Source organism: Deinococcus apachensis DSM 19763 (genome assembly GCF_000381345.1).
Classification (GTDB): domain Bacteria; phylum Deinococcota; class Deinococci; order Deinococcales; family Deinococcaceae; genus Deinococcus; species Deinococcus apachensis.
In genome coordinates this window covers 86734-107503 of sequence record NZ_KB906412.1, presented here as the reverse complement: position 1 = coordinate 107503, position 20770 = coordinate 86734, and the positions used below count along the sequence as shown (strand labels likewise).

Here is a 20770-nt window from a genome sequence, read left to right as displayed (position 1 = left end):
TTGCGGGCGTACAGGTCCAGGACGTCCTCCATCGCAGCGACGAAGGCGCCGTTGTGCTCAGGCGGAATGACCCATTGTTCGTGCAGGTGCGGTTTCAGGATGTTTTTTTGAGGTATAGCCGCACCGTTTCATGGGAGATGGCGTCCACGTGACCGAGTTCGACCATTTGGTCGGCCAGGAGGCGCAAGGTCCAGGTCTTGTGCCTGAGGGACTCGGGCACCGCACTGCACGCCAGCGCGATGAGGTGCGCTTCGGTGCGCTCGTCGAGTTTCTTCGGTTTGAAGCGTTGGGGTCGCAGGTGATCGAGTGCAGCTTCCAGACCCTCCAGCACGTAGCGTTGTCGCACACGTAGGACCGTTCGAGGGTTGACGTCCAGGGCCTGGGCGATGAGTTTGTCGTACAGTCCGGCTCCCTGCCGATCCGCTTTGAGGAGGATGCGGGCATGGGTGAGTCTGCGGGTGGGGGCACTGCCCACCTTGAGGAGCGCCTGGAGCTGCGTCCGTTCCTCGTCCTTCAACTGCACGAGGTACTTCATACCCCACAGTAGAACCGCCCAGCTCCCGGAGGTAGCCCCTGACACACCTTTCCTGACAGCCCATTAGGGGGTCACCATTACCCGCCGGGTGACGGGGTCGAGCCGGGCCTGACCCCCCAGCGGCAGTGTGAGCTGCGGGCTGGTGTGCCCGAAGTCCACGTTGGCGACCACCGGCATCTCCGGGCGCCCGCACTCGGCCAGCACGCGCCGCACCCAGGTATAGAGGCTTTCCACCATCTCGGGCGTGTACCCGCGGGGCCGGGCCAGGAGGAGACCGGCGGCGCGCGGAAGGATGCCCTGGGCCGCGTAGTTCCGCAACCAGTACCCCACCTGCGCGGGCGGCGGCACGTCCTCGCTCGTTTCCAATGCGAGCACGGCGCCGTCCCACACGCCAGGGCTGGGCCAGCCGGGGGTGCCGTTCAACATGTCGAGCACCTCCAGGCAGCCGCCCATCAGGTGCCCCTCGGCAGCCGCCTCCCCCTGGAGCCACACCCAGCCGTCCCCGCGCTGGAAGGGGCGGCGGAACTCCTGGAGCGTCTCGTCGGCCCAGTCCTGCCGGAACTCAGTCCACTCGGGGGCAGGCCGCAGGTCGAAGGGGCGCGGCTCGTCCACTACCGCCCGCCGCACCCCCTCGGCCACAAAGCGGTGAATCCCGCCGTTCTCGGCGAGGTCGGTGAGCAGGGCAGGCCCGTGATAGGCCATCACGCCCGCGCGCAGGAACTGACTCAGGGTGACCGTGGAGTCGCTGAAGCCCAGAAACACCTTGGGATGGGCGCGGATGAGCCCCAGGTCGAGGAAGGGCAGCAGCCGCACGCTGTCGTCCCCACCGATGATGCTCACCATGCCGTGAATCTCTGGGTTCCCCAGCGCCCAGTGCAGGTCGTCGGCACGGGCCTGCGGGTTCCGGTCCAGATATTCAGAACCGCGCAGGGCGTTTGGGGCGGGCATGACCTCCCAGCCGAACGCCCCGGCGACCTGCCGGACCCCGGCGTGGTAACGGCCCGTCACCTCCGCCACGAAGCCGCTCGACAGGCTGAGGGCCGCCACACGCGAACCGGGCAGGAGACGGGGTGGACGGACGAAGTGGGGCGCCATACGGCAGGCTACCGGAGGGCCGGGGGCGAGATATGGGCCGGGTGGCCTAAAGCCTGAGACACAAAAAAAGCCGCCTTTCCGGGCGGTGATAAAGAAAGGATAGCGTGGGATGCAGCGGAAGTCAAATTATGCAGCCCGGTCTCAGGCTTTGATCTCCACTTCGTGCGATCTCTATAGCCTGACCTGATGGGCTGAGGTCGCCGGGTGGGCACCCCCTCACCCCTGGCTGCGCCAAGCTCACGAGGGGGAAGGGTCAGAACAGCCACAAGCGAGTTGGCCTTATCGGGATAGGAGCCTGTTCGAGTGGACGCAAGCCACGAGCAATCCTCCACCCCATGAAGCCTTCAAGAAGGTGCCCGATCCGGCCAGATGTCGGAGATAGCCCTTTATGACGTTCGGGACTTCTCCTTTTCCAGCCGCTCCAACGTCCTTTGGAAGATACTCAGCGGTCCCGAGCCGTGCAGCACGACGCGGACGGTGAGGTCGGGGTGGTCTGCCAGGAAAGCGCGAATGGTTTGCAGGGCGACCTCCGCCGCCTCCGCGAGGGGGTAGCCGTACACCCCGGTGCTGATCGCGGGGAAGGCGACCGAATCGCACCCCTGCTCGACGGCCAGCCGCAGGCTCTCGCGGTAGGCCCCAGCCAACAGCTCGGCCTCACCGTGCCTGCCGCCACGCCAGATCGGGCCGACCGCGTGAATCACGAAGCGGACGCCCTGGGCCTCCAGCCGGAAGGCGGGGGTGACCACCGCCGTGCCCGTCGGCGTGCCCCCGACGGCCCGGATGGCGCGCAGCAGTTCCGGTCCCGCGGCGTGGTGAATGACGCCGTCCACCCCGCCGCCCCCGGCCAGTTCCTTGTTCGCGGCCGTCACGACCGCGCAGGTCTGCTCCTGTCCGATGTCTCCCTGAACAAGTTCAAGTGGCATGGGGCAGCGTACCGCTAGCTCTCGACCACGCGCCGCAGGTCCTCCTGCGTGAGAGCGGTGCTCCGCACGGTCTCGGCCAGGTGGATGGCGGCGCGGTCCTCGTCAGTCCACTCGTCCTCGGGATGCTGGCGGGCGTGCTCGGCCCGCTGGACGGCCTGCAATTCACGCACGGCACGGTCCAGGTCGTCGTTCACGACCACGTAGCGAAAGGCGTGGGCCTGCATGATCTCGTCCCGGGCACGGGCGAGCCGTTTCTCGATGCGCTCGGGGGTCTCGGTGGCGCGCCCCGTCAGGCGTCGGCGCAGCTCGGTCAGGCTGGGCGGCATGATGAACACCAGCACCGCCTCCTCGCCTATGCGGTCCTTGACCTGCATCGCGCCCTCCACCTCGATCTCCAGCACCACGTCCTGCCCACGGGCGAGGGCGGCCTCGATGGGTTCAATGGGCGTGCCGTAGTGATTGCCGACGAACTGGGCGTGTTCCAGAAAGCCGTTCTGGGCGACCTTTTCCAGAAAGACCTCTGGCGTCACGAACACGTAGTCCACACCGTCGCGCTCGCCGGGCCGGGCCTCGCGGGTGGTCCACGAGGTCGAGTAGAACACGTCCTGCCCGGAGAGCCACCGCTCGCGCAGGGTGCCCTTGCCGACGCCCGAGGCCCCCGTCATCACGATCAGGAGGCCCCGGCGGCGCGTGCGGGGAGCAGAATTCGTCTTGGGATCGGGTTCAGGCACGGCGACCATCATTCGTGACAGCATACGGTCCGCGGGCAAGGGGGCGGGGCAGGGGGACACCTTTGCCTTCCCCTGCCCCGCCCCCGGCCCGGTGGGTTACTTGCCCTTGACCCGGCCGCGGCTGCCGCTGCTTTTCTTGCCGCCACCGCCCTGGCTGCGGCTCTTGCCCAGCGCTTGGCCCTTCTCAAAGCTGGCCTGCATCTTCTTGCGGGTCTCTTCCGCCAGCGCCCTGAAGTCCACCAGCCCCGCCTCGATATTCTCAGCGGTGGCCTTGGGCTGGCCGCCCCGGCTGCGCGCGGTGGCAGTGAGTTCGGCATTGGTCTGGTCGAACCACTTCTCGAAAGCAGGCGTCACTTCAAACACCATCTCGCGCGAGTCCCGCTGATAGGTTCCCTCCGCGCCGCGGCGGCTGAACTCCTTGGGCAGGGTAAAGCGTTCGGGCACGTATGTCGCCTCGATCTCGCCCTTACGCACTGCCTCACGGAACGCTTTGACAAATGCGTCACTGCGCTGGGGGTTGTCAAGTTCCTGAAGCTGTTCACTGAGTTTTTTGTAAGCCATGTGTGTTCCTCCGGTGCATCAGTATGAGTCCTTTTCCATCAGCTTGTAAAGCACATCACATGTCAATGGAGACGATCTCAAGCTTGTGGCCCTGGTATGGTAATTCCGACATGCCGCCTGGCACGTGTCTCAACCTTCGCATGAAGCCTTTAAAGGCGGCTTGGCCCCTCTAAACCCTTCCCTTTGGACCAACGTGTGGGGGTGCCGTGGCGTTGAGAAGTTCGTGGGTGAAGCATAGGTCATCCCGGCTGCTTAGTCCCTCTTCCCGGAGCTAGGCGCCGACCCTCTCCCGAAAGGGGCGAGGGTAATTCCGTCCTCGGAGATGACCTCACTTGCTCCCACCCGCCACTTAACCATTCATGGCTGAAAGGTCTCGGGAACAGCCACGTGGCAGAAGATCGAGAAACAGGGCGTGGGAGGGCAAGACACCCTATACTTTCCGCTTCCTTCAGGACGGCTGACTTTCGTCCAGGCCGACGCCGAAGCCCTGATCGAGCAGGGACTCGCTGTAGGTGCGAAAGGCGAGCATGGTCTGGGTCCGCACGATGCCCTCGACCTTCCGCAGATGCCCGGTCACCACGTCGTCCAGGTCCTCGTAGCGGGTCAGCCGCAGCACGGCCACTATGTCCCACTCACCCGTCACGCTGTAGACCTCGCGCACACTGGGCACGCCCGCCAGCGCCTCCGCCGTCTCCTGAATACGCTGCCTCTCTGCCTGTACCATCACGATTGCGGTGACCATGGGTGCATTGTGGCTCCTCAAACTGGGAAGAGCTATCAGCAGCGGGCTTGAAGTTCCGGGGAGGTTCTTGGTGATTCAGGACTCGCGTAGTACCTCACCCCGGAGTTGTGGCGGGAGCGGAAAGATAATCCCCCGAGGCAGCCCTGAACACTGACGGCTGATCGCTTCCCCTGACCGTTCGTTCGGGGACGTTCTGCCGCCTGGGGCGGGCGTATGGTGAGGGCATGACCGCCCCCGCTCCCACACCCACGCAGGTGACGCCGCGTGAGCAACTCCTGAACCGCATCCAACGCGACATCCCCATCGTGCGGCGCCCCTACCGCGTCCTGGCCGAGGAGGTCGGGCTAACCGAGGCTCAGGCCCTGGACATCCTGCGCGAGGTGAAGGAAGAGGGCGTGCTGCGGCAGGTCAGCGCCATCTTCGACACCCGCACCCTCGGCTACAAGTCCAGCCTAGTCGCCGCCGTGTACGACGAGGACGGGCTTGACGCGGGGGCAGAGGTCGTGAACGGGCACCCCGGGGTCAGCCATAATTACAAGCGCAACCACAGCTTCAACCTCTGGTACACCATCGCCGTGCCGCCCGAGAGCGACCTGGAAGCGCACGTGCAGAAGCTTCACGAACTGAGCGGGGCGAAGGTGACGCGGCTGATGCCCACCCTGCACCTCTTCAAGATCGGCGTGGAGTTCGACATGAGCGGCCAGGAGGACTGGAACGCCAAGGCCAAGCCCCAGTACACGAATGCCGACCGCAACATCGGCTATCAGGTCTCGGACCTCGACCGCGCCTTCGTGGTGGAGTTCCAGAAGGATCTGCCGGTCGCTGAGGAGCCCTACGCGGACGCCTGCGCCGCCCTGGGCCTGAGCATCGACGAGGTGGCCGCCCACGCCCAGAGGATGAAGGAGGCGGGAGCCCTTCGCCGCGTCTCTGCCGTATTCCGTCACCAGAAGGCGGGCTTTACCTTCAACGCGATGGGCGTCTGGGCCGTGCCCCAGGACCGGGTCGCCGAGGTGGGCCGCCGGATGGCCGAGTTCAAGGCCGTCTCGCACTGCTACCTGCGCCCCACCTACCCCGAGTGGCCCTACACCATCTTCACGATGGTCCATGGCCGTTCCAAGGAAGAGGCGTTCGGCAAGATCGACGCCATCGAGCGCGAGGTCGCCCAGGGCGTGGACCACGCCATCCTGTACTCGACGAAGGAATACAAGAAGGTGCGGCTGGAGTTCTACAAGCCGGAGTTCTACGAGTGGGAAGAAACCCATCTTGGTGCGAATTCCTGAAGAGTACCCTCCGAAATTGGGCAAATCTCTGACCCTGGGCCCCGCCGGGGTCATCCTCTTGAATGGCCCTGAAAGTGGCTGGCCCGAAAGGACGACATGAAAAGACTTCTGACTATTGCCCTGCTGACCCTCGTTTCCTTGGGGGCAGCGCAGACGTGGGCGGGGAACCTGGGGCCCTACGAGGTGAAGGCCACCAATATCTGCAATGCTCTGCGGGTCTACGCCCCTGAAAAGGCCACCTTCTACCGGCCGTACCGGCTGAACCTGCCCGCCTTCCTCGTCAAGGACATCGTGCAGACGGCCATCAACCAGAACGGCTTCCAGGCGCCCCTGAGCAGCAATCAGACCTACGTGGACTTCGTGGATGCCGGGGATGGTCAGGGCTTTCTGAAAAAGACCTACTCCTCGGGGGACCGCTTCATCACGGCCTACCTCGATCCCATCGACCGGTACGTGACTGAGGTCTGCCTGATCGGGAATTGAGTGCCGAACTGGAAAGGGACGCCCGGGCCATGGCCCGGGCGTCCCATCTGTCGAGCTTGTGGGCGACGTTCGCTTACCCGTTCACCACCTCGCCGCCGTTGGGGTGCAACACCTGTCCGGCCATGAAGGAACCGTCCTCGGAGGCCAGGAACACATAGGCGGGCGCGACCTCGGCGGGCTGGCCGGGGCGCTTCAGGGGCACGTCCTGGCCGAAGCTCTCAACCTTGTCCTGTGGGAACGTGGAGGGGATCAGGGGCGTCCAGATCGGGCCGGGGGCGACGGCATTCACCCGGATGCCCTGCTCGGCGAGGGACTGGCTGAGGCTGCGGGTAAAGGCGACGATGGCGCCCTTGGTGGAGGAGTAGTCGAGCAGTTGCGGGCTGCCCTTGTACGCCGTGACGCTGGTCGTATTGATGATGGCTGCGCCCTTTTGCAGGTGCGGGAGCGCTGCCTGCGTGATGTAAAACATGCCGAAGATGTTCGTGCGGAAGGTGCGCTCCAGTTGCTCGGGCGTGATGGCGGTGATGCTCTCCTGCGGGTGCTGCTCGGCGGCGTTGTTCACCAGAATGTCGAGTCCCCCGAGTTCCTGAACCGTACGCTGCACCGCCTGCTGGGCGAACTGCGGGTCACCGATATCTCCAGCGATGGCAACCGCGCGGCGGCCCTCGCCCTCCACCATGCCCACGGTCGCCTGAGCGTCCTCGTGCTCATCGAGATACACGATGGCGACGTCCGCACCTTCCCGCGCGAAGTGCACGGCGACGGCGCGGCCGATGCCGCTGTCCCCACCGGTGATCAACGCGACCTTGCCCTCCAGCTTGCCGCTGCCCCGGTAGTCGTCGCGGATGGTGACGGGCTCCAGCGTCATCTGCGACTCGTGGCCCGGCTGGTCCTCCTGGGTCTGCCCGGGAGCCTTCTGGGGAAAGCTCGCGGTGGGGGCAGAGGTGGGCTGGTCCTGGTCCTGGGATGGGTTCGTCATAGTTGTCAATGTCACACCCTGATCTGGACGGTAAGGCCGACCGGATCACATCTTTCAGGAGGGGTGAAGGTGGGCGGCGGCTTGTGAAGGCGCCCCTCCGCGTGGCCCAACTCGACCTTTATATGTCGGGGCAGCAGGAGGGGCCCGCTCCAACCGGAAAGCGGGCCCCTCTCCTCACCTCTTCGCTACTTCCCGAGGACGCTCCGCACCACCTCGGCCACGTGCGGCACGCTGAAGCCGAACTTCTCGAACAGCACCGCCGCGGGGGCGGAGGCGCCGAAGGTCTCCATGCCAATCACGGCGCCGTCAAAGCCGACCCACTCGTACCAGGGCTGCTTGGCGGCAGCCTCGACGGCGACGCGCTTCACACCGGGAGTGAGGACCGAGTCGCGGTAATCCCGGTCCTGCTCGCGGAAGACCTCCATGCAGGGCATCGAGACGACGCGGGCGGCGACCCCCTCCCCAGCCAGCGCTTCAGCGGCGTCGAGGGCCAGGCTGACCTCCGAACCCGAGGCGATCAGGATGATCTGGGCGTTTTCCGCATCTCGGACGACGTAGGCGCCCTTCTTCACCCCCTCGATGTTGCGGGGCAGCACGGGGAGGTCCTGGCGGGAGAGGGCGAGCGCCGTGGGGCCGGTGCCGTGTTCCAGGGCCATCAGCCACGCGGCGGCGGTCTCATTCGCGTCGGCGGGGCGGATCACGCGGGCATTCGGAACCGCGCGCAGCATGGCGAGCTGCTCGATGGGCTGGTGGGTGGGGCCGTCCTCGCCCAGGCCGATGGAGTCGTGGGTCAGCACGTAGGTCACGGGCTGCATCTGGAGCGCCGAGAGGCGGAAGGCGGGCTTGAGGTAATCGGCGAACACCAGAAAGGTGCCCACCAGCGGGCGCGGGCCGCCGTACAGCGCCAGACCGTTTCCGGCGGCGGCCATGCCGAACTCGCGCACGCCGAAGTAGATGTTGCGGCCCTCGTAGTGACCGGGCAGCAGTTCTCCACCATCCTTGATCGTCGTCTTCGTGCTGCCGCTGAGGTCCGCGCTGCCGCCCATCAGGCCGGGCACGACTTTCGCCAGTGCGTTGATGACCTCGCCGCTCGCGTTGCGGGTGGCAACGCCCTTGCCGCCGGACTCGAAGGTGGGCAGGGCAGCCTCCAGGTTCTCGGGCAACTCGCGCTTCAGGAGGGCCATCACCTCGGCGGCGAGGTCGGGGTATGCCTCCTGGTAACGGTCGAACATGGCCTGCCAGTCGGCCTCCAGCTTCGCGCCCCGCTCGGTCGCGTCCATGTTCGCGCGCACCTCGTCTGGCACCGTGAAGGGCGGGTAGTCCCAGCCCAGCGCGGCCTTGGTCGCCGCCACGCCCTCGGCCCCCAACGGCTCGCCGTGCGCCTTGCTCGTGCCCGCGCGAGGGCTGCCGAAGCCGATGATGGTGCGGACCTGGATCAGGGTCGGCTGGTCCATGTTCTCGCGCGCCTGGCGGATCACGGCCTCAATCTCGTTCAGGTTGTTGCCGTCCTCGACGCGCAGCACCTCCCAGCCGTAGGCACGGTAACGCTCGGCGGTGTCCTCGTCCGTGGTCTTGTCGGTGGCGGTGTCGAGTTGCACCGAGTTGTCGTCGTGCAGCCAGATCAGCTTGCCGAGCTTCAGGTGCCCGGCGAGCGCGGCCGACTCGTGGTTCACGCCCTCCTGGAGGTCGCCGTCACCCAGGATGGAATACACGTAGTTGTCGAAGATCGGAAAGCCCTCGCGGTTGTAGCGGGCGGCGAGGTGGTGCTCGGCCATCGCCATGCCGACCGTCATCGCCGCGCCCTGACCGAGCGGCCCCGTGGTCGCGTCGAGCCCCTTAGTGTGGAAGAACTCGGGGTGCCCCGGCGTCTTGCTGCCCCACTGGCGAAAGCGCTTGATGTCCTCCAGCGGCATGTCGTACCCGGTGAGGTGCAGCAGCGAGTAGATCAGCATGGAGGCGTGCCCCGCCGACAGCACGAAGCGGTCGCGCCCAGCCCATTCGGGATTTTTCGGGTTGTGGCGCAGAAAGTGCTGCCACAGCACATAGCCCATCGGCGCAGCTCCCAGCGGCGCGCCGGGGTGCCCGCTGTTGGCCTGCTGCACGGCGTCGATGGACAGCGTGCGGATGGTGTTCACGCTGAGCTGGTCCACGCTCTGTTGCTGTTGGGTCGCGGTCATGCGGCCAGTGTAATCCCCCCGGAAAAGTGGCCCGTTCGGTCTGTCTTTACCCGGGGGCCAGACAAATCTCCCAAAAGGCACATGCCCCCACCGGAAACAGGCAGGGACATGGTCTGAAGAAAACTTTGGGGGCACTCGGCTCCCTCCGGTCAGGGGAACAAGCACACTGCGGCACTTCCATTCCGGTAGAAGCATAATACGGCATGAGCGTAATCCTGTCAAGTCAGTACGTGAATGTGACCTGAGTATGAGTTGGGGTGTATGGGGGCGGCAGCGATAGATAGAGGGCCGGGACTGGGGAGAGGGGGCGCATATACACTCCTCCGCCATCTGGCGTACCTCTCGCATTCGCGTTTCAACCTCGTCCTGCCACACCATGGCCGCATGAATGGTTTTGCCCCACCCCCGACAGAGACGGCCCTGGTCCTGCGCCCCTTTCAGAACATCGACGCCCCCGTGGTTGCGCGGCTCGTGACGGAGGGCGTGCGGGGGCACTGGACCTACACGGCCGAGCAGTTCCGCGAGAGGGCCGAATCCCGGCGGCTGCGCCTCGTGGCGGAGCGTGGGGGCGAGGTTGTGGCAACCCTGCACCTCGGCCCCTTCGGCCCGGCCACACCGGACGCCCTTCGGCTCGACCTGGCGGGAGACGGGACCGTTTTCTCGGCGTTGTATCTGGCGGCCCTGTCGCAACTTCCAGGCGGCTTCACGCGTCTCTTGGGGGTGACACGCGAGGACTGGCCGGAGAAGATGGACTTTTTTCACGCGGCAGGGTTTCGCAACGCCTGGCAGTCGTGGGGAGCGCATCTGGAACTCGGCGGGGTCGACTTCGGGCGCTTCCGTCCCCTTGAAAAGCGGCTGTGCCTGCAAGGCTACGAGGTCGAGCGGTTGAGCCCGGACGCCCCGGAGGCGGACTGCGACGCCCTGCACGCGCTGTACGGGGTGGGCGTGCGGGACGCACCGCGCAATCCCACGACCACCCCCGATCCACTGACCATGCCGAACTGCGGGAGATGGTCCGGCGAGAGGAGGCCACATTTGTCGTCCGCTACCGCGGCGAGATCGTCGCCTGGACCCCGCTGACTCCCCAGGGCGCGGGAGTTGAGAGCGAACAGACCGTAACCCACCCCACCCACCGCTCGCGCGGCCTTGCCACCCTGGTCAAGGCGTCGGCGCTCGCCTGGGCACGGGAAGAGGGATATACACACGCGGGAACGGGCGGCACGGTCCTCAACCTCCCCATGCTGCGCGTGAATACCCGCCTCGGCTATGTCCCGGAGGCGATGTGGATAACCTGGGAGAAAGGGCTCTAACCCCTCAACATGAAATGTTCAACGATTAAGGTATTTGTCAGGAATGAAGAGTACCTTAATGGCATGTCCCAACTGACGTTGGAGGAGCTTGTCTCCTACTTCTTCTACGCGCAGGCCGACACCGAGCGTCACTACCAGGAAATCGACTTCGTCCGGCTGATTGAGGAGCTGGGCCTAGACCATGCGAACGCGCTGCGCGGCCAGATCGTCCGGCAATTGTCCGGTGGCCGCCTGCTCGAAGTCATCCAGGCCGAACTCGCCGCCTGAATTCATCCAACAGGACCTTCTGCCCCCGCCCGGCGGGGGTTTTCTCTTGGCTGGAGGCGACCTACCAGCCGTCACCCAGGGCCGCCTGATAAGCGTCATAGGCGGCACTGGCGGGAAGGGTCGGAGCTGGGCGCAGCACGAACGCCCCGGTGAGCAGGGCGGCACAGCCGAGAAGCAGCGGCCAACGCACGGAGCGGGAGTGGGGCCTGAGAGGGACGTCGGGAGCGGCCTCCGACCGATGCCAGGCGAGGAAACGTTCGGCGGCCCCAGCGTCGGCGGGAGTCTCCAGCCTGGCCTGCGCGAAGAGGGTGTCGAGTTCGTGATCGTTCATGGAGTGACTCCGATGCCCGTGAGGAGCGCCTTCAGGGCGGCGCGTCCCCGGTTGATGCGACTTTTGACGGTGCCCAGCTCGATGCCCAGCACCTCGGCGATCTCGGCGTAGTCCAGGCCCGAGAGTTCGCGCAGGGTCACCGCGTCGCGCTGCTCGGGCGGAAGTTGGCGCATGGCCCAGGCGAGGCGGGCGCGCAGGTCGGCCTGTTCCCCCGCCCGGACGGGGCTGTGTGGGGCGGCGGGTTCGGGGGTCTCCTCCAGCGGCAGGTGGGACCGCGCGGCGAGCGCCTTGTGACAGGCATTCAGGGTGACCCGGTGCAGCCAGGTCGTGAACTTCGCCTCGGCGCGAAAGCTCCCCAGATGTCGGTACACACTGATAAACACCTCCTGCACCACATCGTCGGCCGCCCCCGGTCCAACGGTCCCCGCCGCCACCCGGTGAACCCGCCCGGCGTGGCGCCGCACGAGCGCCTCGAAGGCCACCTCCCGTCGCGGCCCGGGGTGCGCCGCGAGGGGCACGAGTTGCTCGTCCGTCAGGTCGTCCAAGGCTGCCTCACAGGGTAGGAGGGAGGGAGTCCGGAAAAAGTTCCGGGCGGCCTGGATGGACGGCGGGGGGACGGAGGATGCATCGCCGGATCTTCCCGCCAGCCTGGGGAAAAGACGCTGAGGGTGAGGTGTTGCAAGGGCAGGCCGTGGTCAACCCCTCAGTCAGCTTTGCTCACAGCTCCCTGAGAGGGGAGCCAGGCACCCGAGGCTGTGGCCTCCCCTTGAAGGCTTGAGCCGCTCGTCCTCGTGCCAGACAACGAAAAGTTCACCTCGCCCATCTTCACCTCGCACCAAGCGTCCCAAGGGGGATGGTCCGCAGGGCTGGACTCACAGAGCGGCACCGCACAGGAATCAAACCAGCCTGTACTCGCCCCGCGACTTTGCGGCGACCCCGGCCGTCATCACAGGCCACCTCACCTCCTGCTTGCCCGTCCTCTTTTCGTTCCACCTAAAATATGCCCATGACGGCCCGCGTGCTTTCCCCCTCTGCCGAGGACTACCTCAAGCATCTGTACCTGCTGGGGCAGAACGGCAAGGTGAACACGCAGGCGCTGGCCGACGCGCTGGGCGTGGTGCCTGCGAGCGCAACCGGGATGCTCCGCAAGCTCAGCGAGCAGGGGCTGGTGGCGCACGCGCCGTACCAGGGGGCCAGCCTGACCGCCGAGGGCCAGAGGGTGGCGCTGGAGGTGCTGCGCCACCACCGCCTGCTTGAACTCTTCCTGCACCGGGCGCTGGGCGTACCCCTCGACGAGGTCCACGAGGAGGCCGAGCGGCTGGAACACGCCCTTTCCGAGCGGCTGGAGGCGCGGATCGCTGCCTGGCTGGGGGACCCCACCCATGACCCGCACGGCGACCCCATCCCGACGCTCGCGGGGGAGTTGCCCGCCCGGGCCGAGTGCCGCCTGACGCAGCTCGCGCCGGGAGAGGGGGCGACCATTTCCCGCGTCCCGGACACCGACGCCGCGGGCCTGCGGGCCCTCGTGACGGCGGGCCTGACGCCCGGGGTGGCCGTCACCCTCCGCCAGGTGGACGCCGCGCTGGGCACGCTGACGGTCAGCCTGCCGGGGGAACAGGCCCTCACGCTGGCGCTGAGTGTGGCCGCACAGGTGCAGGTCCACGGGGAAGAGCACGCCGGGCCGTAAACGAGGAGCACCACCATCTGTGCGACCATCCGGGGCGTGACCGACCCCCGCCCCATCTGGCGACGGCAACTGGACGCCGCGCACCTCGCCCTCACCTTCCTGACCACCCTGCCCCTGCCCCATGTTCAGGGGGTGCGGGAGGGGGACTTTGCCCGGGCGAGCGCCTTTTACCCCCTGGCGGGGTACGCGGTGGGCGGGGTCGTCGCGCTGACGCTCCTGCTGCCGTTGCCTCTGCCGAATGGGGTGCGTGCGGCGCTTGCGGTCGGCGTGTGGTTGGCCGTCACGGGAATGTTGCACTTCGACGGGCTGGTGGACAGCGCCGACGCCCTCTTCGCCATGAAGAGCCCGGCGCGGCGGCTGGAGATTCTGCGGGACGTGCATGTCGGGGCCTTCGGGCTGGCGACGGGCGGGCTGGCGCTGCTGACCCTCTGGAGCCTGCTCGCCGCCGGGCTGCCCGCCTTCGCGCCCCTCGTCGCGGCGGTGGTCGCGCGGCTGCTCGTGCTGGTCCCCATGAACCTTTACCCGGCGGCGCGGGAGGAGTCGCTGGGGGCACGCTCGCGGGAGGGGCGCTGGGGTGCGGCGCTGCTCCTCGCCCTGCCCGCCCTGTTGCTGCCGGGGGCGTGGGTCGCCGCGCTCGCCGCCCTCGCTGGCGTGCTGCTCGCCGCCCGGTTCGCGGCCTCCCGGCTGGGGGGTGGTCTGAGCGGGGACGTGTACGGCCTGCTCATCGTCACCGGGGAACTCCTGGCACTGTGTGCTTTTGCCTGGGGCCGTTGACCGTGCTCACCCTGCACCTCGTCCGGCACGCGCCCACCCTGCCCAATGCCCAGCGGCGTTACCCGCGCGAGGGGGAGGACGCGCCACTCTCCGGGCTGGGCCGGGAACTCGCTGCCTCACTGCGTCTGCCCCCGGACGCGCTCGCTCTCACCTCCCCCAGCCTGCGTGCCCGGGAGACCGCCGCGCTCGCCGGGTTTCCGCAGGCCACCCGCGTCCCCGATCTGGCGGAAGCGCACTTCGGCGTGATGTCGGGGCGCACCTGGGCGGAACTGGAGGCGGAGTTCGGGGAGGCGCCGCGGGGCTGGATCGAGAGTCTGGCCGATCCAGCGGGGGACAGGGGGCCGCCCGGGGGGGAGACGGGGCGCGGCTTTCACGGGCGGATTGGACGCTGGCTGGAGACTCTTCCCGACACGGCTGAGGTCGTCGCCTTCACCCACGCGGGTGTGATCCTGGCCGCCCTGCGCCTCACGGTGGGGCTGCGTGCGGTGGAGGTCAGGCCGGGCGGAATCGCCACCCTCAGCCGTGCGGGGGAGGACTGGTGGCTGACCCGACTCACGGCGCCGGGGTGAGGAGGCCGTGCCATCATCCCCCCATGCGGGCTGCTCCCCTTTCCACACCCGGCAGGTCCTGGTGAAACTCGCCACCTGGAACGTCAATTCTCTGAACGTGCGCCTCCCGCAGGTTCTCGCGTGGCTGGAGAGCCAGGGCCCTGAGGTGCTCGCCCTCCAGGAGACCAAGCTGGAGGACCACCGCTTTCCCTCCGCCGATTTCGCGGCGCTGGGATACTCGGCGGCGTTCTCGGGCCAGAAGACCTACAACGGGGTCGCGCTCCTCTCCCGCCTGCCGCTGGAGGAGGTGCAGGTCGGCGTGCCCGGTCTGGAGGACGAGCAGCGACGGGTGATCGCGGCGACGGTGGGCGGGGTGCGGGTGGTGTGCCTGTACGTCCCCAACGGGCAGGAGGTCGGCTCACCCAAGTACGCCTACAAGCTGGAGTGGCTGGCCGCCGTGCGCGAGTGGCTGCGCGGTGAACTGGCCGCACATGAGCGGCTGGCGGTAGTCGGAGACTTCAACGTGGCCCCCGAGGACCGGGACGTCCACAGCCCGGGACGCTGGGAGGGCCAGGTCCTCGTGAGTGAGCCCGAGCGGGAAGCCTTCCGCGCCCTGCTGGGCCTGGGCCTGCACGACGCCTTCCGGCTGTTCGAGCAGCCCGAACGGGTCTTTAGCTGGTGGAATTACGGGCGGCTGGCCTTTCCCCGCAACTGGGGCCTGAGGATCGATCACATCCTGGTGTCGTCGGCGCTGGCGGCGGAGTGCCGGGCCTGCACGGTGGACCCGGAGCCCCGGCGGCACGAGCGGCCCTCGGACCACGCGCCCGTCATCGCCACCTTTGCAGGACCAGTGTCCTAATGCTCCCTCAGAGCCGAATCCGGCGCCAGCGGCCGGAGGCAAAGCGCACAATGTACGCGACCGCAGCCAGGGCGATGAAGACGAGCGCGGCGCTCCACGCCCCCGTCACGCCGTAGCGCGGGGCCAGCCAGGAGGCGCCCAGCACCATCACCAGCCACGCGCCCGTCAGGGTCACGATCAGCCGGAAGCGGGTGTCACCCGCCCCACCCAGCGCCCCGCCGAGGACGATGGCGACCCCATCGAGAATCTGGTAGGCCGCCATGACCGCCAGAACGCTCGTGCCCACGGCGAGCACCTCGGGGCTGCGGTTGAACAGGCCGATGAGGGGATGGGGCAGCGTGAGGAACAGGACACCCAGCACGCCCATAAAGGCAGCGGCGAGCCCGGTGCCCCGCCAGCCGATGCGGGTGGCGATCTCGGGACGGCCCGCGCCCAGGGCCCGCGAAAGGAGGCTTGCCGTGGCCGAGGCAAGGGCGAAGGCGGGCAGAAAGCCCAGGCTGGCGAGTTGGAGGGCGATCTGCGACGCGGCCAGTTCGGTGGGACCCAGGCGGGAGAGGACCCCCTGGAAGGCGGTAAAGGCGCTCACGTCGGCGAGTTCGGTGACGCCCGCGGGCAGACTGACCCGCGCGAGGCTTCCCAGCTCCCCCCGGGTGGGCCGCGCCAGCCGGAAGGGCCCGAAGCGCGGCCCGTGCAGGCGGCCCAGGAGCAGCAGCGCCAAGCCGTTCTGAAGGGTCACGGCGATCACGGCGGCCCAGGCAGCCCCGGCCACACCCCACCCGAAGCCGAAGATGAACAGCAGGGCCAATGCGGCGTTGACGACCACCACCAGCCAGGCGAGCCGCATGGGCGTGCGGGTGTTGCCCAGCCCCACCATGACGGAGAGGGCCGCGCTGCCCATCAGGAGCACCGGGATTTCCCACACCCGGATGTGCGCGTAGGTCCGGGCGACGGCGGTGATGCCGGGCTCGGGCCGCAGCAGGGCGAACAGGCCGTCGAGGAGAGCGGATCCCGCCAGGGCCAGCGGCACGCCGACGAGCGCGCAGCCCAGGAACACGCTCGTCCAGCGGCGCACTCCGGCGGTGTCTCCCGCCCCCAGCGCCCGGGCCACGAACGTCGAGGCGGTGTTCAGGCTCCCCCGGAACAGCAGCACGAGCGTGAGCAGGCAGATGTTGGCAAAGCCCACCGCCCCGACCTCGACCACCCCCAGGCGGCCCATCAGCAGGGTGTCAGTAAAGCCGACCGCAGTGTAGGCGAGGTTCGAGAGCATCAGCGGCCCGGCGAGCGTGAGCAGCTCGCGGGTATTCCCCCGGGGGGAGGAGGCAGGGGTGGAGGGGAGGGCCGACACGCCTGGCACGGTAGCACCCTGAACCGTTGGCTTTTGAGCGCGGGGGCCAGCGGCTGTCTCTGTTAGCATGGCCGGACCCGGGAATGGGGAAGTCCGGTGAGAGTCCGGCGCTGTCGTGCAGCGGTCTGCGGGGGAGAACCCCGTGAGCTCGAATGCCATCCTGGGACACCCCGAATGCAGTGGGGCACCTCTCGCCGTCAGAGGGCCGAATCCCGAGCCAACTTGACCTCTGCCCCACCCCGGTCGGGGTGGGATTGTGGTGCGCCCGCTCCTGCTGCCGCTCCACCGCACGTCGGAGTTTCCATGCGCTCACGCTTCTTCACGTTTCTTCAGGCCGAGTGGACTAAACTTAGTTCACGCCCGAGCTTGTCAACATCCATGCGGCCAAAACGCAGCTTTCGAAGCTGGTCGAACGGGCCCACCAGGGCGAGGAGATCATCCTTGCCAAGGCCGGGAAACCTTACGCACGGCTCGTGCCCCTGGCGCCGTCCCGTCCACGCGAGTTCGGCTTCCTGGCGGGACAGGTGGAGATCAGTGAGGAGTTCGCCCGGGAGACGATGCGTCCCCTCTCCGAGGAAGAACTGGCGGACTGGGAGTGAGGCTGCTGTTCGACACCCACATTCTGCTGTGGGCAACACTCAAACCCGACCTTCTTCCCCCTCCCCTGTGCGCCCGGCTGCTCGACCCGGAGCACCAACCCGTATTGAGCGCCGTGAATGCCTGGGAAATGTCCATCAAGTATCACGCGGGCAAACTTCCCGAGGCTGCCCCACTCCTGAGCGACTTTCCCGGCGTCGCCGCGCGGCTGGGGGCCGAGGTGCTGACCATCACGCCCCCACATGTCGTCCGCGCCGGGGGGCTCGACTGGACACACCGCGACCCCTTCGACCGGATGCTGGTGGCCCAGGCGTTGGAGGAAGGGCTGCGGCTGGTCACGCTCGACGAGCACATCACCGCCTACCCGCAGGCCCCCCTGCTGCGCTGAGAACCGGGGCGAGGGCATGACCCTGCCCCGCTCTGAAACAGCAGGCCCCACGTGAGGCGCCTCGTCCTGGCCGCCCCTCATTCAGGCAGCGGGAAGACCACCGTCGCCTCCCTGCTGTGCCTGGCCCTGCGGCACCGGGGGCTCCGGGTCGCGCCCTTCAAGCTGGGGCCGGACTACCTCGACCCCACGCACCTGACCCGGGCGGCGGGTCAGCCCACCCGCAACCTCGACTCGTTCCTGCTCGCCCCGGAACGCCTGCGTGTGCTGTTCGCCCGTGCGGCGGCAAACGCCGATATCAGCGTGCTGGAGGGCGTCATGGGCCTGTACGACGGGCGTGACCCGGCGAGCGACGAACACTCGACCGCGGACCTCGCGCGGCGGTTGGCGGCGCCGGTCGTGCTCGTGATCGACGCCTCGGGCAGCGCGCGGACGGTCGCGGCGGTGGCACAGGGCCTGCGGGACTTCGGCCCCGATCTGAACGTGGTCGGCGTCATCCTCAACCGGGTGGCGGGTGCCGGGCACGCGGCGCTGTGCGAGGTAGCCCTCTCGCAGATCGGCCTGCCCACACTGGGGTTCGTGACCCACGACCCCACCCTCCACCTCCCCGAGCGACACCTCGGCCTGCTGAGCGCCGAACAGGCGAGCTGGAACGAGGGGGAGGTGCTGCGGGCGGCGGCCAACCTCAAGCTCGACGCCCTGCTGGACGTCTCGGAAGCCCCCACGCTCCGCGTCCCCCTGCCCACCCCTTCCCCGGGACGCCGCGCCGTCCTCGCCTACGCCCATGACGAGGCGTTTCACTTCTATTACCCGGACGCGCTCGACGCCCTGCGGGACGCGGGGGCCGACCTGATCCCCTTCAGCCCCTTGCGGGACGCGGGCCTGCCGCCCGGCGCGGGGGGTTTGCTGCTGGGCGGCGGCTACCCCGAGGCGCACGCGGCGGAACTGAGCGCGAACACGTCCATGCGGGCGGCCATCTGCACCTTCGCCGCCCGTGGCCGTCCCGTGATCGGCGAGTGCGGCGGCCTGATGTACCTGGCCGAGACGCTGGAGGACGCGGGCGGGCAGGTCTTCGAGATGTGCGGGGTCATTCCCTACCGCACCCGGATGGCTCCCCGCCTCACGCTGGGCTACCGGGAGGCGACGGCCCTGACTGACTCTCCCATCGCCCCGGCAGGCCAGGTCTTGCGCGGGCACGAGTTCCACCACAGTGTCCTGACACATTCGCCCACCCATCCCGGTTACACCTGGACCGATCACACTGGGGCGCGGGTCGATGAGGGTTACGCCCACGGAAACGTCCTCGCCAGCTACCTGCACGTCCATCACGGGGCCACGGAGGAGATGGCCGCGCGGCTGGTGGAGGCGTGCTCTTGGGGGGAAGACGCCAGTTCCCGCCGCTCGCCCCCGTGACGGATGCGCCTGGAGAGGGCGGGGTGGGCCGGACTCACACGGCCTTGGGCTCGGACCTCATGAGGGGTGGGCTGTGCTCGTCCTCGTGACCGGCGGCGCCCGCAGCGGCAAGAGTTCCTTTGCCGAGCGCCGCGCCGCCAGCTCTGGAGGGGGCGTGACGGACCTCGCCACGGCACAGGCCCTCGATGCCGAGATGGGGGCCCGCATCGCCCGCCACCGCGCGGACCGCCCGACGGGCTGGGTGACAGTCGAGGAACCCATGAATGTCCCGGGGGCCCTTCGGAAGGCCGCCACCCCCACCGTCCTCCTCGACTGCCTGAGCCTGTGGGTGAGCAATCTGCTGCTGGCGGATCTGCCCGACGGGGCTATTCTCGCGCGGGCCGACGAGCTTCTCGCCGCAGCTCGTGCCCATCCCGGACTGACTCTCCTCGTGACCAATGAGGTGGGGTTCGGCATCGTGCCCGACAATGCCCTCGCCCGCCGCTACCGGGACGTCCTCGGCTGGGTGAACCAACGCGCCGCCGCAGTGAGTGACGAGGCGTGGCTCCTCGTGAGCGGCCTCCCCCTCCAACTCAAGCCCTCCACCTCGAACCCCTGACCCCCGAAGGAGCCCCATGACTGACCCCCTCCACCCCGACCTCGCCACCCTGATCTCTGCCATTGGGCCTGCCGACCCCGCCGCCATGCGCTCGGCCCGGGAGCGGCAGGCCCAGCTCACCAAGCCCGCGGGGGCGCTGGGCGACCTGGAGGAGCTGGCGGTGCGGCTGGCGGGCGTGTTCGGGACCGAAAAGCCCCACCCGCGCGGCGTGGCGGTGCTCGTCGCGGCGGGGGACCACGGGGTCGCGGCCGGGGGCGTGAGTGCCTACCCACCCGAGGTCACGCCCGCGATGGTGGCGAACTTCCTGGCCGACACGGGCGCGGGGCCGGGAGGAGCCGCCGTGAACGCCATTGCCCGCATGGTGGGGGCGCGGGTGTACGTGATGGACGCGGGGGTGAACGCGGAGCTGCCCGACCATCCCCGGCTGGTCCGGGCAGCCGTGCGCCGGGGCACCCGTGACCTGCGCCGCGAGCCCGCCATGACCCGGGAGGAGACGGAGGCCCTGGTGCTGGCGGGCGCGGCGCTGGCCCGGCGGGCCATCGGGGAGGGCGCCGACCTGCTGGTTCCCGGCGAGATGGGCATCGGGAACACCACGCCTGCCGCCGCCCTCACCGCCCGGCTGCTGAACCTGGACCCTGCGGAAGTGACGGGGCGGGGCACCGGGGTGGATGACGAGACGCTGGCACGCAAGGTGCAGGCTGTGCGGGAGGGGCTGGGCCGCGCGGGCAGCGTCCCCGCCGACCCCCTCGGCGTCCTCACCGACCTGGCCGGATTCGAGATCGCGGCGATGCTGGGGATGATGCTCCAGGCCGCCGCGTCCCGCCGCGCCGTCATTCTCGACGGCTTCGTGGAGGGCTCGGCAGCGCTCGTGGGCGTGGCCCTCGCGCCGCACCTCCGGGACTTCCTGTTCCCGTCAGGCGAGTGCGCCGAGATCGGGCACGCCCCGCAACTCGCCCACCTGGGCCTCAAGCCGATGTTCCGCTTGGGGCTGCGCCTGGGTGAGGGCACGGGCGGAGTGCTGGCCGCGCCGCTGCTCCTCTCGGCGGCGGCCACCCTGCGCGAGATGCGGACCTTCGCGGAGGCGGGGGTGCCGGGGGGCGCGTGACAGGGGGCACGCCCCACCCTGTTTCGAAGCCCGTGGCAGACCCGC

25 protein-coding genes are annotated in these 20770 nt (G+C 68.5%); 14 read left to right on the top strand and 11 right to left on the bottom strand.

From position 1 onward, the window contains the following. Positions 1-94: 94 nt before the first annotated feature. The 6 genes from F784_RS0117350 to F784_RS0117325 all read right to left on the bottom strand — a co-directional run bounded on the left by F784_RS0117350 (position 95) and on the right by F784_RS0117325 (position 4587). A complete protein-coding gene (locus F784_RS0117350; protein WP_019588000.1) occupies positions 95-535 on the bottom strand; it encodes a helix-turn-helix domain-containing protein in 441 nt (146 codons plus the stop codon). A 63-nt stretch (positions 536-598) separates the two neighbouring features. After that, positions 599-1630 carry a S66 family peptidase gene (locus tag F784_RS0117345; protein ID WP_019587999.1) on the bottom strand — a complete coding sequence of 344 codons (1032 nt, stop codon included), beginning with the start codon at positions 1628-1630 and terminating at the stop codon, positions 599-601. A 386-nt stretch (positions 1631-2016) separates the two neighbouring features. Next, the gene (locus F784_RS0117340) at positions 2017-2553 is read right to left on the bottom strand and encodes a macro domain-containing protein (protein ID WP_019587998.1); all 537 of its coding nucleotides are present in this window, start codon (positions 2551-2553) and stop codon (positions 2017-2019) included. 14 nt (positions 2554-2567) lie between these two features. Next, positions 2568-3296: a guanylate kinase gene (gene gmk / locus F784_RS0117335; protein ID WP_019587997.1), complete on the bottom strand. Its 729-nt coding sequence runs from the start codon at positions 3294-3296 to the stop codon at positions 2568-2570. Positions 3297-3380: 84 nt separating this feature from the next. Then, positions 3381-3845 (bottom strand): hypothetical protein, encoded by a 465-nt coding sequence (locus tag F784_RS0117330; RefSeq protein WP_019587996.1) that lies wholly within the window; start codon positions 3843-3845, stop codon positions 3381-3383. A 448-nt stretch (positions 3846-4293) separates the two neighbouring features. Next, positions 4294-4587, bottom strand: a complete 294-nt coding sequence (locus F784_RS0117325) for an Lrp/AsnC family transcriptional regulator (RefSeq protein ID WP_019587995.1) — start codon at positions 4585-4587, stop codon at positions 4294-4296. A gap of 224 nt (positions 4588-4811) precedes the next feature. On the opposite strand from F784_RS0117325, the gene ahbA reads away from it, so the two are divergent. Further along, on the top strand, positions 4812-5867 hold the full coding sequence (gene ahbA, locus F784_RS0117320) for a siroheme decarboxylase subunit alpha (RefSeq protein WP_019587994.1): 1056 nt from the start codon (positions 4812-4814) through the stop codon (positions 5865-5867). 96 nt (positions 5868-5963) lie between these two features. Then, positions 5964-6350, top strand: coding sequence for a hypothetical protein (locus F784_RS0117315; protein WP_019587993.1), 387 nt, complete (start codon positions 5964-5966; stop codon positions 6348-6350). Positions 6351-6423: 73 nt separating this feature from the next. On the opposite strand, the gene F784_RS0117310 is transcribed toward F784_RS0117315, so the two are convergent. Together F784_RS0117310 and tkt are read right to left on the bottom strand one after the other, a co-directional pair. Continuing rightward, positions 6424-7329, bottom strand: a complete 906-nt coding sequence (locus F784_RS0117310; RefSeq protein WP_019587992.1) for an SDR family oxidoreductase — start codon at positions 7327-7329, stop codon at positions 6424-6426. Between the two features lie 185 nt (positions 7330-7514). After that, positions 7515-9506, bottom strand: coding sequence for a transketolase (tkt, locus tag F784_RS0117305; RefSeq protein WP_019587991.1), 1992 nt, complete (start codon positions 9504-9506; stop codon positions 7515-7517). Between the two features lie 384 nt (positions 9507-9890). On the opposite strand from tkt, the gene F784_RS23685 reads away from it, so the two are divergent. The 3 genes from F784_RS23685 to F784_RS0117295 all read left to right on the top strand — a co-directional run bounded on the left by F784_RS23685 (position 9891) and on the right by F784_RS0117295 (position 11083). After that, positions 9891-10586, top strand: a complete 696-nt coding sequence (locus F784_RS23685) for a GNAT family N-acetyltransferase (RefSeq protein WP_019587990.1) — start codon at positions 9891-9893, stop codon at positions 10584-10586. Continuing rightward, positions 10517-10816 carry a GNAT family N-acetyltransferase gene (locus tag F784_RS27310; RefSeq protein WP_245557929.1) on the top strand — a complete coding sequence of 100 codons (300 nt, stop codon included), beginning with the start codon at positions 10517-10519 and terminating at the stop codon, positions 10814-10816. The genes F784_RS23685 and F784_RS27310 overlap by 70 nt, the downstream gene beginning before the upstream one ends. A 63-nt stretch (positions 10817-10879) precedes the next feature. Beyond that, positions 10880-11083, top strand: a complete 204-nt coding sequence (locus F784_RS0117295; protein WP_019587989.1) for a hypothetical protein — start codon at positions 10880-10882, stop codon at positions 11081-11083. Between the two features lie 61 nt (positions 11084-11144). Here F784_RS0117295 and F784_RS0117290 read toward each other — a convergent pair whose 3' ends face one another. Together F784_RS0117290 and F784_RS0117285 are read right to left on the bottom strand one after the other, a co-directional pair. Next, positions 11145-11414 carry a hypothetical protein gene (locus F784_RS0117290; RefSeq protein ID WP_019587988.1) on the bottom strand — a complete coding sequence of 90 codons (270 nt, stop codon included), beginning with the start codon at positions 11412-11414 and terminating at the stop codon, positions 11145-11147. Continuing rightward, a complete protein-coding gene (locus F784_RS0117285) occupies positions 11411-11959 on the bottom strand; it encodes an RNA polymerase sigma factor (protein WP_019587987.1) in 549 nt (182 codons plus the stop codon). The genes F784_RS0117290 and F784_RS0117285 overlap by 4 nt, the downstream gene beginning before the upstream one ends. 461 nt (positions 11960-12420) lie before the next feature. On the opposite strand from F784_RS0117285, the gene F784_RS0117280 reads away from it, so the two are divergent. Genes F784_RS0117280 through F784_RS0117265 form a run of 4 tightly spaced genes read left to right on the top strand, consistent with a single transcriptional unit; the run spans position 12421 to position 15282 of the window. Continuing rightward, a complete protein-coding gene (locus F784_RS0117280) occupies positions 12421-13101 on the top strand; it encodes a metal-dependent transcriptional regulator (RefSeq protein ID WP_019587986.1) in 681 nt (226 codons plus the stop codon). A gap of 36 nt (positions 13102-13137) precedes the next feature. Then, positions 13138-13875 (top strand): adenosylcobinamide-GDP ribazoletransferase, encoded by a 738-nt coding sequence (locus F784_RS0117275; protein ID WP_019587985.1) that lies wholly within the window; start codon positions 13138-13140, stop codon positions 13873-13875. Between the two features lie 2 nt (positions 13876-13877). Next, a complete protein-coding gene (locus tag F784_RS0117270; RefSeq protein ID WP_040383494.1) occupies positions 13878-14444 on the top strand; it encodes a histidine phosphatase family protein in 567 nt (188 codons plus the stop codon). 7 nt (positions 14445-14451) lie between these two features. After that, positions 14452-15282 carry an exodeoxyribonuclease III gene (locus F784_RS0117265; protein ID WP_245557928.1) on the top strand — a complete coding sequence of 277 codons (831 nt, stop codon included), beginning with the start codon at positions 14452-14454 and terminating at the stop codon, positions 15280-15282. Between the two features lie 7 nt (positions 15283-15289). Here F784_RS0117265 and F784_RS0117260 read toward each other — a convergent pair whose 3' ends face one another. Continuing rightward, positions 15290-16627: an MATE family efflux transporter gene (locus F784_RS0117260; RefSeq protein ID WP_019587982.1), complete on the bottom strand. Its 1338-nt coding sequence runs from the start codon at positions 16625-16627 to the stop codon at positions 15290-15292. A gap of 374 nt (positions 16628-17001) precedes the next feature. Between F784_RS0117260 and F784_RS27640 the strand changes: the two genes are divergently transcribed. The 5 genes from F784_RS27640 to cobT all read left to right on the top strand — a co-directional run bounded on the left by F784_RS27640 (position 17002) and on the right by cobT (position 20725). After that, the gene (locus F784_RS27640) at positions 17002-17226 is read left to right on the top strand and encodes a type II toxin-antitoxin system Phd/YefM family antitoxin (protein WP_083939266.1); all 225 of its coding nucleotides are present in this window, start codon (positions 17002-17004) and stop codon (positions 17224-17226) included. Next, positions 17223-17612 (top strand): type II toxin-antitoxin system VapC family toxin, encoded by a 390-nt coding sequence (locus F784_RS23680; protein ID WP_019587980.1) that lies wholly within the window; start codon positions 17223-17225, stop codon positions 17610-17612. Before F784_RS27640 ends, F784_RS23680 begins: the two co-directional genes overlap by 4 nt. A gap of 51 nt (positions 17613-17663) precedes the next feature. Further along, entirely contained in the window at positions 17664-19022 is a 1359-nt protein-coding gene (locus F784_RS0117245) for a cobyrinic acid a,c-diamide synthase CobB (protein ID WP_019587979.1), read from the top strand. 73 nt (positions 19023-19095) lie between these two features. Then, positions 19096-19620, top strand: coding sequence for a bifunctional adenosylcobinamide kinase/adenosylcobinamide-phosphate guanylyltransferase (gene cobU, locus F784_RS0117240; RefSeq protein WP_019587978.1), 525 nt, complete (start codon positions 19096-19098; stop codon positions 19618-19620). 16 nt (positions 19621-19636) lie between these two features. Then, positions 19637-20725, top strand: coding sequence for a nicotinate-nucleotide--dimethylbenzimidazole phosphoribosyltransferase (gene cobT / locus F784_RS0117235; protein ID WP_019587977.1), 1089 nt, complete (start codon positions 19637-19639; stop codon positions 20723-20725). Positions 20726-20770: the final 45 nt, after the last annotated feature.

Coding starts and splice junctions, on each gene's coding strand:
- F784_RS0117340 (WP_019587998.1), bottom strand. CDS start 2,553: ATGCCACTTGAACTTGTTCAGGGAGACATCGGACAGGAGCAGACCTGC.
- F784_RS0117310 (WP_019587992.1), bottom strand. CDS start 7,329: ATGACGAACCCATCCCAGGACCAGGACCAGCCCACCTCTGCCCCCACC.
- F784_RS23685 (WP_019587990.1), top strand. CDS start 9,891: ATGAATGGTTTTGCCCCACCCCCGACAGAGACGGCCCTGGTCCTGCGC.
- cobT (WP_019587977.1), top strand. CDS start 19,637: ATGACTGACCCCCTCCACCCCGACCTCGCCACCCTGATCTCTGCCATT.
- F784_RS0117325 (WP_019587995.1), bottom strand. CDS start 4,587: ATGGTCACCGCAATCGTGATGGTACAGGCAGAGAGGCAGCGTATTCAG.
- F784_RS0117280 (WP_019587986.1), top strand. CDS start 12,421: ATGACGGCCCGCGTGCTTTCCCCCTCTGCCGAGGACTACCTCAAGCAT.
- F784_RS0117295 (WP_019587989.1), top strand. CDS start 10,880: ATGTCCCAACTGACGTTGGAGGAGCTTGTCTCCTACTTCTTCTACGCG.
- F784_RS0117350 (WP_019588000.1), bottom strand. CDS start 535: ATGAAGTACCTCGTGCAGTTGAAGGACGAGGAACGGACGCAGCTCCAG.
- F784_RS0117290 (WP_019587988.1), bottom strand. CDS start 11,414: ATGAACGATCACGAACTCGACACCCTCTTCGCGCAGGCCAGGCTGGAG.
- ahbA (WP_019587994.1), top strand. CDS start 4,812: ATGACCGCCCCCGCTCCCACACCCACGCAGGTGACGCCGCGTGAGCAA.
- tkt (WP_019587991.1), bottom strand. CDS start 9,506: ATGACCGCGACCCAACAGCAACAGAGCGTGGACCAGCTCAGCGTGAAC.
- gmk (WP_019587997.1), bottom strand. CDS start 3,296: ATGATGGTCGCCGTGCCTGAACCCGATCCCAAGACGAATTCTGCTCCC.
- F784_RS0117315 (WP_019587993.1), top strand. CDS start 5,964: ATGAAAAGACTTCTGACTATTGCCCTGCTGACCCTCGTTTCCTTGGGG.
- F784_RS27310 (WP_245557929.1), top strand. CDS start 10,517: ATGGTCCGGCGAGAGGAGGCCACATTTGTCGTCCGCTACCGCGGCGAG.
- F784_RS0117345 (WP_019587999.1), bottom strand. CDS start 1,630: ATGGCGCCCCACTTCGTCCGTCCACCCCGTCTCCTGCCCGGTTCGCGT.
- F784_RS0117330 (WP_019587996.1), bottom strand. CDS start 3,845: ATGGCTTACAAAAAACTCAGTGAACAGCTTCAGGAACTTGACAACCCC.